Here is a 9,395-nt window from a genome sequence, read left to right on the forward strand (position 1 = left end):
CTGACCGGGCTCGTGCCCCGTGCGGACGTGCGCGAGCTCCCGCCGGCCGGGCCCGGCTGCGGGGACGGCACCGACCCGCAGACCGACCACCACGGCAGCCACCACCACTGACCGCGGGTCCTCACCTCGTCCTCTTCCGCCGAGAGGGACGTTCCTCGGGTTTCGCCCGCCCGCCAACCCTGAGGAACGTCCCTCTCGGCGCGAGGCGCGGGGGTATGGGGCGCCGGGGTAGGGAGGCGCTGGGATATGCGGGCGCGCCGGCCCGGCGCTGGGTACCGTGCCGGGATGACCTCGGTGACCTCGATCCGCACCCCACGACTGCTGCTGCGGGGCTGGCAGGAGGCCGACCGCGAGCCGTTCGCCGCGATCAACGCCGACCCCGAGGTCATGGAGTACCTCCCCTCGACCCTGACCCGCGAGGAGTCCGACGCCTTCGTCGACCGGGCCCAGGCCCTGCTCGAGGCCGAGGACCACGGGCTGTGGGCGCTGGAGGTCCGCGCCACCGGCCAGCTGATCGGCTACACCGGGCTGGCCCACCCCTCGTTCCAGGCGGCCTTCACCCCGTGCACCGAGGTGGGCTGGCGGCTGGCACGGGACGCCTGGGGCCATGGCTACGCAACCGAGGCGGCCCACGCGGCGTTGCGGGTGGGGTTCGGCACCCTCGGCCTGGCTGAGGTCGTCTCGTTCGCCGCGGTCGGCAACGCCCGGTCGCGCGCCGTGATGGCCCGGCTGGGCATGAGCCACAACCCGGCCGAGGACTTCGACCACCCCTCGCTGCCCGAGGGCCACCCGTTGCGCCGGCACGTGCTGTACCGGCTCACCCGTCAGGAGTGGTCGGGGCCCTCCTCGGCCATCAGGTAGACGAAGCCGGGCCCCTCGTCGCGGTAGGCGAAGCCGAGGTCGTCGAGGGCCTGGCGCCACGAGCCGGTCACCGTCTCGTCGGCGGCCTCGAACCCGTGGTCGGCGGTCAGCACGAACGTCACGTCGTCGGTCATCCCCAGCGCGTCGAGGTGGGCCAGGAACGCGCGCAGCCGGGCATCGGCGTCCCGCAGCGAGGCGCGGGCGATCTCCGAGCGCGGGCCGCCGGCATGGTGCCCGGCATCGGTGACCACGTTGGACCACCAGGTGAACCGCGGCGCCGCCTCCCGGCTCGCGAACAGCTGGGTCATCTGCTCCAGGCCCACGTCGTCGACCTGGGTGGCCCAGGAGTAGTAGCCGTCGTCGAGGTGTGCCCGGTCGTGCACGTGCCCCGACCCGTGCGGGTCGGGCAACAGCTCACCCAGCCCGGCGGCGCCGTTGCCGCTGCCGCTGGCCCGGATCACCGCCATGGTCGAGTAGTCGGCGCCCCGCTCGATCGGCTCGTCGACGCACGCGGTGCGCGGGGTGTCCCGCGGCGGCACCACCTCGGAGACCATCTCGAACACGGTCCGCACCGCCGGGCGCAGCCACTCGCCGCTGCGGTGCCAGGTCGAGGCGTCGTTGGGCACGACCCGCTCGCCGGTCTCCCGGTCGTAGAAGACGTTGCCCAGCACGCCGTGCCGCCCGGGGCCGAGGCCGGTGAGGATGGAGGTGTGGTTGGTGAGGGTGATGCTGGGGAACTGCGCCACGGCCCCACCACGCAGCGCCAGGCCGGCGTCGATGAGGCGCGCGACACCGGGCAGCTCCCCCGCCTCGGCCATCGCCAGGAGCTCACCGCAGTGGCCGCCGTCCCAGAGCATGCCCACGACGACCGGCTCCCGCGGCTGCTCGTCCACGAGGTATGCCGTGAGCACGCCGCCGTCAAGCGGCTCACCGTGCGCGTCGTGCAGCTGCTCGTGCGGCACCCCGGCGAGGGCCGCCAGAGTGGGCCCGACGTCGACCAGCCGGGCGTGGTCGTCGACCAGACCCAGTCGCCGGACGCCGGCGCCCGACAAGACCAGCGGGGCCCGCGACTGGATCACGTCGAGGGAGCCGTGCTCACCGTGGTGGCCGCCCTCGTCGGGGAACCAGTGCCGGGGCGTGTGGACGATGGCCAGATCGGGGCTGCGAGTGGGGTCGGCGAACAGCGACAGGATCCGGGCGGCCGCGTAGGGGTAGGCGTTGTCGACCGAACGCGCCGGCCCGGGATTGGCGCACTCCAGCTCGTACGGCAGGAACGCCATCGGGTCCTCGCTCGGCACCGGGTCGCGACCCTCGAGCACCTCGTGCCGGCCGTCGGCGTGCAGCCGGACGCGGCCGAGGTGGTTGGCCGCGAGCGCCACCGGGCCGTCGGTCCCCTCCTCGACCCACACGACGAGGTCGACGGCGGCAGCGAGGTCCGGCTGGGTCAGCGCCTTGACGGCGTCCTCGCGGCGGGCGGCCAGCTCAGCGGGGTGGAGTCTGCTCACGGTCCCCGACTCTAGGCGCCGAGGAGCGGCTGCACCCCGGGACACCACGAAGGCGGGGACTCCGGCCCTGATGGGCCTGGTGGTCCCCGCCTCCGGGTCGAGCCGGCTCCGGAGTGCGGTCACGAGGACCGCGACTCAGCGGGAGTGGCTCTGGTGGCGCGAAGCGCGAGCCTGCTGGGCGATCCGGAGGGCACCCCTCCGGACGCCGCGGTTGCGCTCCGCGTGCAGGCGCTGCTCGATATGAGCTCGCGCGAGGTCTTCCTGCATGACCTGGAACATGGTGAATCTCCTTGCAAACAAAAGCATTTCAGGACTGTTGATCCGGCCGGAGGGCTCGGTGGCGGACCGGACCTCGGCGGACGACGGCGACCAGGTGACGTAGGACATCAGGCCGCAACCGGGTGCTTGCGGGGACGACCCCGCGGCCGCTTGCGGGCCACGACGACTCCCTGGACGAAGAGCTCGCCACCCCAGACACCCCAGGGCTCCTGCCGCTCGAGCGCACCCGCCAGGCACTGGGCCCTGGCCGGGCACGTCCCGCACAGGGACTTCGCGAACTCGACATCCGCAGGGCTCTCGGCGAACCAGAGCTCGGCGTCGTTCTCCCGACACGGGATCGCGTTGCCGGAGTCGTTGGCCTGCTCGTGCATGTCGATCAGTGCTGTGAGCTGCATCGGGGGGTCACCTCCTTCGTCTCCACCGGTCAGGTGGCGTGTTCTCGTGTGTGTCATCTCGTGATCCGTGACCTGCCTGGTGGGCGGGCCCTGGATCGCTGTTCTCTTGTTCACTGCTGGCGGTCTTCCTGCTGGTGGCGGCCGCCGGATAACACAAAGGCCGCGGATCCCGGTTGTCGGGTTCCGCGGCCTGGAGGTGACCTGGTCTAGAAGCTAGACCGGTGGTCTCCCGGTGCGGAAGTGAGCGACATCCTGGGAAACGAGCTTGTGCATCGGCGCGTAGAAAGCCGGACGGGCCTGCGGGGCGATGGCGACGACGCCGGTGACGCCCGTGCCGAAGCCGAACGCGGACACAGCGGTCCCGTGACGCAGAGCCGCGGCATCCGCGGTGGTGATGAGGGTGCGGGCAACCTGCGGGCATGCGACGCGGACGCGGTCAATGCGCGTCGCGTTCGTCATCGTGGTGATCTCCATCAGGCCAACCCTCCTCATCTGGTGCTCGTCGACCCCAGCCGGAAGCCTGTTCCGCTGGGCTGGATGTAGTGATCAGGCTAGGGCAGCCTTCGCAAACCCTGCAATCGAATTAACGGAAATCTTTGACGGAAAATCGACAAGCTCCGTGAATCATGCTGAATCGCTTGTCGTCGAAAGGTTTTCGGCCGTCTCCTGGGGGTCGGCACCACCCAGGATGGCCAGCACGGACGGCCCGTAGCGCTCCAGCTTGCGCGCCCCGACGCCGCCGATGGTGGCCAGCTCGGCCGGGGAGGACGGGTTGCGCTCGGCGATGGCGGTCAGGGTGGCATCGGTGAACACGACGTAGGCCGGCACCTTGGCGGCACCGGCCACCGCCAGGCGCCAGGCGCGCAAGGCCTCGAAGGTGGCCTCGTCGTAGGTGGGCGGGCAGTCGGTGCAGCGTCCGACCTTGCGCTCGGCGGCGCTGGTCAGGTCGGTGCCACAGCCGCGGCACTTCGCCGGGACGGCCATGCTGAGCTGCTTGCCGCGCCCGGCCCGGGACTGCGTCTTGGGGGCGGACCTGGCCCCCTCCCCGAGCACGCTCGCCGCCCCGTCCAGGAACCGTGACGGGCGGCGGGTGGCCCGGCCGCCCGCGTTGCGGGCCCCGGCCCACGACAGCCGCAGCTCGCGGCGGGCCCGCGTCAGACCGACATACAGCAGGCGGCGCTCCTCCTCGACCGCCTCGGGGCCCTCGGCCATCGAGATGGGGATGAAGCCGTCGCTGCACCCGGCCAGGAACACGACGTCCCACTCCAGGCCCTTGGCCGCGTGCAGCGAGGCCAGGGTGACGCCCTGCACCGTGGGCGCGTGCTGGGCCGCGGAGCGCTCCTCCAGCTCGCGGACCAGCTCGGGCAGCCGGGCCTCGGGCGAGGATGCGGCCAGGTCGTCGGCCAGGGCGGCGAGCGCCTGCAGCGACTCCCATCGCTCGCGGGTCGCCCCGCCACTGCTCGGCGGCCGCTCGCTCCACCCGGCGCCGGTGAGCACGTCGCGGGCGACGGCGGGCATCGGCTTGCTGCCGTCGTCGGAGCGGGCCGCGCCGCGCAGCAGGAGCACCGCGTCGCGCACCTCGCGCCGGGAGAAGAACCGGTCGCCGCCGCGGACCAGGTAGGGGACGTCGGCGTCGGCCAGCGCCGCCTCGAACGCCTCGGACTGGGCGTTGGTGCGGAACAGCACCGCGATCTCGCTCGGCGGCACCCCCTGGCCGATGCGCGCCTTGACCGCCGCGGCGACACCGGCCGCCTCGGCCGGCTCGTCCGGGTAGGCCGTGAGCACCGGTGCCGGTCCCGGCTCACCCTGGGCCTGCAGCTGCACCAGCTCGGCTCCCCCACGTGCCCCGGCGCTGCCGCCACGCACGACGAGGTTGGCCAGGCCGACCACCTGCGGGGTCGAGCGGTAGTTGCGCACCAGCTTGACCAGACGGGCCTCGGGGTAGCGCCGCGGGAAGTCCAGCAGGTGCCGGGGGCTGGCCCCGGTGAAGGAGTAGATCGTCTGGGCCGCGTCGCCGACCACGCAGACGTCGTCGCGCTCGCCCACCCACAGGTCGAGCAGGCGCTGCTGCACGGCGTTGACGTCCTGGTACTCGTCGACGACGAAGTGGCGGTACTGGCTGCGCACCGTGCGGGCGATGTCCTCGCGCTCGGTGAGGATGCCGACGGTGATGAGCAGCACGTCCTCGAAGTCGATCACGCCGCGCTCGGCCTTGACCTCCTCATAGGTCTGCAGCACGCGGGCCATCGCGGTGGCGTCGAGGCCGGCCGGGTCGCGGCCGGCCCGCCGGGCCGCCGCGGCGTAGGTCTCGGGGGTGAGCATGCTGACCTTGGCCCACTCGACCTCGGCGGCGAGGTCGCGCACGCCCACCCGGTCCAGCTGCAGCCGCAGCCGCGAGCCCGCCTCGGCCACCACCGACGCCTTGTGCGGCAGCACCTCGGGCGCGGCCCCGCCGATCGCCTGCGGCCAGAAGTAGTGCAGCTGGCGCAGCGCCGCGGCGTGGAAGGTGCGCGCCTGCACCCCGCCCACGCCGAGCTCGCGCAGCCGGGTGCGCATCTCCCCCGCCGCGCGGGCGGTGAACGTCACGGCGAGCACCCGTTGCGGCTGGTAGGCCCCGCTGTGCACGCCGTAGGCGATGCGGTGGGTGATCGCCCGGGTCTTACCGGTGCCCGCCCCGGCCAGGACGCACATCGGCCCCTTGGGGGACGCCGCGACCTCCCGCTGCTCGGGGTCGAGCGCGGCGAGGACGTCGTCTGCGGTCGGGATGCCGGTGGCCAGGGTGCTCATCGAGGCCGATCCTCCCAGACCGCACCGACGGCGGCAGCGGCCGTGCCCGCCGCGCGTGTGACGGACGCGACCGGCAGGATGCGGAAGGATTCGGCGCGCCGCGCCGTTGAGGTGAGCGCACGGCATACGACGTTTGAAGGAGATCCCGCATGGCTTCGGCCCCCGCCCTGCCCGCCGACGGCACCATCACGATGTTCAGCACGACGTGGTGTGGCTACTGCACCCGGCTGAAGACCCAGCTCGACCGTGAGGGCATCGGCTACACCGAGGTCAACATCGAGCACGACCCGGCCAGCGCCGACTACGTCATGAGCGTCAACGGCGGCAACCAGACCGTGCCGACCGTCGTGTTCCCCGACGGCACCGCCGCCACCAACCCCTCCCTCGCCGAGGTCAAGGCCCGCCTGTCCTGACCCGGCCCGGGCCTCACCGGCCCGGTATGCCGTAGGCGCGCTCCACGTGCAGCCGCGCCACGAGGCGGTGGTCCTCGACCATCGCCCGCCGGTAGTCCTCCCAGTCCGGGTGCTCCCCGGCGATGAGGCGGTAGACCTCGATGAGCTCCTCGACCGCCGCGTCGTCGGGGGCTGCGGCGACCTCCGAGAAGGTCACCGTGCACTCGAGCACCGTGTAGGACCAGCCGTTGACGCTGGAGACCATGAGCGAGGCGCGCGGGTCCCGGCGCAGGTTGGCGACCTTGGCCCGGCCGTCGACCACCGACGCCCGCACCAGGTCCCGCGCCGGGTCGTAGCAGTAGTTGACGTTGGACAGCTGCGGTCGGCCGTCCCGCTTGATCGTCGCGAGGACGCCGAGGTTGCGCTCGCGCACCACCGCGGCGAGGTCGGAATCGATGGGCATGGCGGTCCTCCCTGTCGGTCTGCCGGTGTCGTGGGCGCTCAGCCGCGGGCCGGGCGCCACTCGCCGTTGGTGGGCAGCGGCTGGCCGTACCACCGTTCCATGAGGCGGTGCGAGATCGACATCCGCGAGGAGACCAGCACCCGCCCGTCGGCGATGCGCTCCGCCAGCCCCTCCCGGGTCACCCACAACGCCTCGGCGATCTCGTCGCCGTCGAGGTCGATCGCCGACCCCACCGCGCGAGCCGTGAAGCCCACCATCAGCGAGGTCGGGAACGGCCACGGCTGGTCGCCCAGGAAGGTGACGTCCTCGACCTCGAGGCCGACCTCCTCGCGCACCTCCCGTGCCACGGCCGCCTCCAGCGACTCCCCCGGCTCGAGGAAGCCGGCCAGCACCGAGAAGCGGCCCTCCGGCCACTCCGCGCCGCGGGCCAGCAGCAGCCGGTCGTCGCGGTCGGTGACCGACATGATCACGGCGACGTCGGTGCGCGGGTAGTGCTCGCTGCCGTCCTGCCCGCACCGCCGCACCCAGCCCCCCTGCTCCGGGGCGGTCGGGTGGCCGCAGCGGGGGCAGTGGGTGTGGGCCGCGTGCCAGTTGGTCAGCGCCAGCGCCGTGGCGAGCATGCCGGCGTCCCGGTCGTCGAGCAGGGTGGCCACCTGCCGCAGCCCCTGCCACGACCGCGGGTCCCCCTCGTCCACCGGGTCGCCCACGACCGCGACGTGGGCCGGGCCGCCCTGGTCCTGACCCAGGAACACCGCGAGCCGGTGACGGTCCGCCGGGACCGGCGGGCGCCGGTGCAGCGACAGCTCACCGTCGGAGCCGACCACCTCGACCGTGCCGCCGACCAGCTCCAGGACGCGGGTGGCCGGGTCGGTCAGGAGCACGTCCAGCAGCCCGGGCTCGCGGCGCCGGTGCGCCGCGCGGTCGAGCGAGCCATGCGCCAGGGGCAGGTCGCGGATTGTTTGCGCCGCACACGTCACGCCTTCCACCCTATGGCGCCCACCCGTCATACGGTGTGCGGGTGACCCGCAGCGCCCTGGCTCTCGCCGCCCTCGCCAGCGCCGCCGTGCCCGGTCTGGACCCGACCGCCGTCGAGGCCGCCGCGCCGGGAGCCAGCGCGTTCGACCTCGCGTTCGTCACCGACGTCGAGTCGCGGCGATGGGTCGTGCGCTCCCCGCGCAACCGGGCCGCGGGCGCCCAGATGGAGGTCACCACCACCCTGCTGGAGCTGCTCTCGCGCCGGCTGCCGTATGCCGTGCCGTCGCCGGCCGGGTTCGCCTCCCTCAAGGAGGGCGGCCGGGCCGCGGTCTACCCGTTCCTGCCCGGCCGACCCGTCGTCTTCGGCCATCTGCCGCCGGGCCCGGGTCCGGCGGCCGAGCTCGGGCGCGCCATCGCCGCGCTGCACAACGTCGACCTGCGCCTGGCCGAGGAGGCCGGGCTGCCGGCCTACGACGCCGACACCTACCGCACCCGTCGCCTCGCCGAGCTCGACCGCGCCGCGGCCACCGGACACGTGCCGACCTCGCTGCTGACGCGGTGGGAGCACGCCCTGGAGGACGTGCGGCTGTGGCGGTTCGCCCCGACCGTGACCCACGGCGACCTGTCGGGCGAACAGGTGCTCATCGAGTTCTCCGACGAGGAGGACGCCGCGAGCGGCCGGGTCGTGGCCATCACCGGCTGGGACGACGCCAAGGTCGCCGACCCGGCCGACGACTTCGCCCTGCTGGCCGGCAACGCGCCCGCGGACACCTTCGACACCGTGCTCGAGGCCTACGCCCAGGCCCGCGACGAGCGGCCGGACGCCCACCTCGAGCAGCGGGCGCTGCTGGCGCATGAGCTGCGCCTGGTCACCGGGCTGTTGACGGCGCTGTCCACCGGCGACGTGCGCTACGTCGACGCCTACGTCGAGCGGCTGCGCCGGCTGGCGACCGCGACCTGGGGTGACTCCGCCGGTGGGGACGACCCCGCCGGCGACGCGCCGTCCCCCTGACGGCCCGCCAGGCCGTCGCCCCGGATCGGCGGTCACTGCGGGATGGTCCGCAGCAACGACACCAGCTCGTCCTCGCCTGGTAGCTCCGGCCAGACCGTCTCTCCGGTTGCGGCGTAGTAGAACGCGGCGTCGACGTCCTCCAGCGGCACCCCTCGCAGCCGGGCGTAGGCCAGCCGGTAGGCCGCGAGCTGGACCGCCTTGACCCGCAGCGCCGCCGCGGACGGGCGGGTGCCGGTCTTCCAGTCCACGACCGTCCAGCCGCCCCCCGGGCGGGGGAACACGGCGTCGATGCGGCCGCGGACGGCGATGCCGTCGGTGGTCGACTCGATGGCCACCTCGATGCCCTCGGGGGTGCGCTGCGCCCATTCGCTGGCCAGGAAGAGCTCCTGCATCCGTGGCAGCTCGGCGTCGTCGCCGGGGTCCTCGTCGGCGCTGCCGGGCAGGTCGAACACGTCGAGCATGGTGGCCTGGGAGAAGTGCTGCTCGACCCAGGCGTGGAAGGCGGTGCCCCTCCGGGCGGCGGTCGCCGGCGGGCTGGGCATCGGCCGGCGCAGGGCCAGGGCGAAGGCGAGGGGGTCCTCGGCGAGCTGGACCACCTTGGAGGTGGACAGGTGACGCGGGACGGTGACCGGCTGACGGCTCGAGGCGCGCACGGCTTCCCGCTCCCGGAGCAGCAGGTCGATCTCACGGTCGAGCGGGGTGGGCTCCCCGGCCGCGCCGCCTCCG

Annotated in this window: 11 protein-coding genes; 3 read left to right on the forward strand and 8 right to left on the reverse strand. The window is 73.6% G+C overall.

The window, feature by feature from the left end; translation table 11 throughout:
• The first annotated feature begins 285 nt into the window (after window positions 1-285).
• Window positions 286-861 carry a GNAT family N-acetyltransferase gene (locus tag VF825_RS05950; RefSeq protein ID WP_331111152.1) on the forward strand — a complete coding sequence of 192 codons (576 nt, stop codon included), beginning with the start codon at window positions 286-288 and terminating at the stop codon, window positions 859-861.
• Here VF825_RS05950 and VF825_RS05955 read toward each other — a convergent pair.
• The 5 genes from VF825_RS05955 to VF825_RS05975 all read right to left on the reverse strand — a co-directional run bounded on the left by VF825_RS05955 (window position 825) and on the right by VF825_RS05975 (window position 5,827).
• Window positions 825-2,366, reverse strand: a complete 1,542-nt coding sequence (locus VF825_RS05955; RefSeq protein ID WP_331111154.1) for an alkaline phosphatase family protein — start codon at window positions 2,364-2,366, stop codon at window positions 825-827. The two genes, VF825_RS05950 and VF825_RS05955, sit on opposite strands and share 37 nt — an antisense overlap.
• 135 nt (window positions 2,367-2,501) lie before the next feature.
• Window positions 2,502-2,753: a hypothetical protein gene (locus VF825_RS05960; protein ID WP_331111156.1), complete on the reverse strand. Its 252-nt coding sequence runs from the start codon at window positions 2,751-2,753 to the stop codon at window positions 2,502-2,504.
• Window positions 2,753-3,040: a WhiB family transcriptional regulator gene (locus VF825_RS05965; protein ID WP_331111158.1), complete on the reverse strand. Its 288-nt coding sequence runs from the start codon at window positions 3,038-3,040 to the stop codon at window positions 2,753-2,755. The genes VF825_RS05960 and VF825_RS05965 overlap by 1 nt, the downstream gene beginning before the upstream one ends.
• A 213-nt stretch (window positions 3,041-3,253) precedes the next feature.
• Window positions 3,254-3,514 carry a hypothetical protein gene (locus VF825_RS05970; RefSeq protein ID WP_331111160.1) on the reverse strand — a complete coding sequence of 87 codons (261 nt, stop codon included), beginning with the start codon at window positions 3,512-3,514 and terminating at the stop codon, window positions 3,254-3,256.
• A gap of 150 nt (window positions 3,515-3,664) precedes the next feature.
• The gene (locus VF825_RS05975) at window positions 3,665-5,827 is read right to left on the reverse strand and encodes an ATP-dependent DNA helicase UvrD2 (RefSeq protein WP_331111162.1); all 2,163 of its coding nucleotides are present in this window, start codon (window positions 5,825-5,827) and stop codon (window positions 3,665-3,667) included.
• A 149-nt stretch (window positions 5,828-5,976) separates the two neighbouring features.
• On the opposite strand from VF825_RS05975, the gene VF825_RS05980 reads away from it, so the two are divergent.
• A complete protein-coding gene (locus VF825_RS05980) occupies window positions 5,977-6,240 on the forward strand; it encodes a mycoredoxin (RefSeq protein WP_331111164.1) in 264 nt (87 codons plus the stop codon).
• A 13-nt stretch (window positions 6,241-6,253) separates the two neighbouring features.
• On the opposite strand, the gene VF825_RS05985 is transcribed toward VF825_RS05980, so the two are convergent.
• Window positions 6,254-6,682: a PPOX class F420-dependent oxidoreductase gene (locus tag VF825_RS05985; protein WP_331111166.1), complete on the reverse strand. Its 429-nt coding sequence runs from the start codon at window positions 6,680-6,682 to the stop codon at window positions 6,254-6,256.
• 38 nt (window positions 6,683-6,720) lie between these two features.
• Window positions 6,721-7,659 carry an NAD(+) diphosphatase gene (gene nudC, locus VF825_RS05990; protein ID WP_331111168.1) on the reverse strand — a complete coding sequence of 313 codons (939 nt, stop codon included), beginning with the start codon at window positions 7,657-7,659 and terminating at the stop codon, window positions 6,721-6,723.
• Between the two features lie 41 nt (window positions 7,660-7,700).
• Between nudC and VF825_RS05995 the strand changes: the two genes are divergently transcribed.
• Entirely contained in the window at window positions 7,701-8,669 is a 969-nt protein-coding gene (locus tag VF825_RS05995) for a macrolide 2'-phosphotransferase (RefSeq protein WP_331111170.1), read from the forward strand.
• Window positions 8,670-8,701: 32 nt separating this feature from the next.
• Here the strand turns inward: VF825_RS05995 and VF825_RS06000 are convergent.
• Window positions 8,702-9,395, reverse strand: a 694-nt coding sequence (locus VF825_RS06000) for a RecB family exonuclease (RefSeq protein ID WP_331111172.1), incomplete at its 5' end; no start/stop codon positions are given.

Source organism: Oryzihumus sp. (genome assembly GCF_036391795.1).
Lineage (GTDB): Bacteria > Actinomycetota > Actinomycetes > Actinomycetales > Dermatophilaceae > Oryzihumus.